The sequence below is a fragment of the Microbacterium sp. ARD31 genome (assembly GCF_031844425.1).
In genome coordinates, this window is record NZ_JAUZVE010000131.1 from 1 (window position 1) to 1296 (window position 1296).

The 1296-nt window shown below is 67.0% G+C and carries 1 protein-coding gene; it reads left to right on the forward strand.

Annotated elements, in window-relative coordinates; all coding sequences use genetic code 11:
* Positions 1–70: 70 nt before the first annotated feature.
* A protein-coding gene (locus Q9S36_RS51580) for an IS3 family transposase (protein ID WP_311292448.1) occupies positions 71–1263 on the forward strand; the annotation gives its coding sequence in 2 pieces (ribosomal slippage) (positions 71–355 and positions 358–1263; 1191 coding nt in all).
* The last annotated feature ends 33 nt before the right edge of the window (positions 1264–1296 follow it).

The window sequence follows — 1296 nt, forward strand, 5'->3', positions numbered from 1 at the left end:
TGGGACTGCTGCACGAGTAGATGACATCTGAGCTGGCTTGCCCGTGGGGCGGGCCTGGAAGGATGTTGCTGTGCCCAAGCCCTACCCGAGCGAGTTCCGTGACGACGTTGTGCGCGTCGCGAGGAACCGCGAGCCCGGAGTGACGATCGAGCAGATCGCGAAAGACTTCGGAGTTCACCCGATGACGCTGCAGAAGTGGATGCGTCGCGCCGACATCGAGACGGGCGCCAAGCCCGGCCAGACCCGGACCGAGGCCGCCGAGATCCGCGAGCTGCGGAAGCGGAACCGGCTGCTGGAGCAGGAGAACGAGGTCCTGCGGCGGGCGGCGGCGTATCTGTCGCAGGCGAACCTGCCGGGAAAAGGTTCTACCCGCTCGTGACAGAGCTCGCCGACGCAGGGATCCCTGTGACGGTGACGTGCCGGGTGCTCAAGCTCTCCCGCCAGCCCTACTACCGGTGGCTGGCCGATCCCATCACCCCGAGCGAGGTGGTGGAGGCGTATCGCGCGAACGCGCTGTTCGACGCCCACCAGGACGACCCCGAGTTCGGGCATCGGCTGCTCGCCGACGAGGCCCGCGACCACGGCGAGGCGATGTCGGATCGGACCGCGTGGCGGATCGCCTCAGCGAACGGCTGGTTCAGCGCGTTCGGGAAACCCAAGCGCGGCAAACATCGGCGACCCGGGCCTCCCGTGCACGACGACCTCTGCGCCGTCGTCGACGAGCACGGCCGGGTGAGGCATGTGTTCTCCGCCGACGCGCCGAACGAGCTCTGGCTGACGGACATCACGGAGCACCGGACCGCTGAGGGCAAGCTGTACCTCTGCGCGATCAAGGACGTCTATTCGGGTCGGATCGTGGGGTACTCGATCGACTCGAGGATGAAGTCGCGGCTGGCCGTCCAGGCGCTCGAGAACGCCGTCGCGATGCGCGGCGACGTCGCCCGCTGCATCGTGCATTCGGACCGAGGATCTCAATTCCGAAGCCGGAAGATGCTCCGCGCTCTCAGCCGCCACCGCATGGTCGGGAGCATGGGAAGAGTCGGATCGAGCGGAGACAACGCAGCCATGGAGAGCTGGTTCGCTCTGTTGCAGAAGAACGTCCTCGACCGCCGAACCTGGACGACCCGCGAGCAGCTGCGCATCGCGATGGTGACCTGGATCGAGCGGACCTACCACCGGCGCCGCCGTCAGGCCCGCCTGGGGCGTTTGACGCCCATCGAGTTCGAGACCATCATGAACACGACCGTCGCACTGGCGGCGTGACTACAACCTGTCACCTATCCGTGCAGCAGTCCC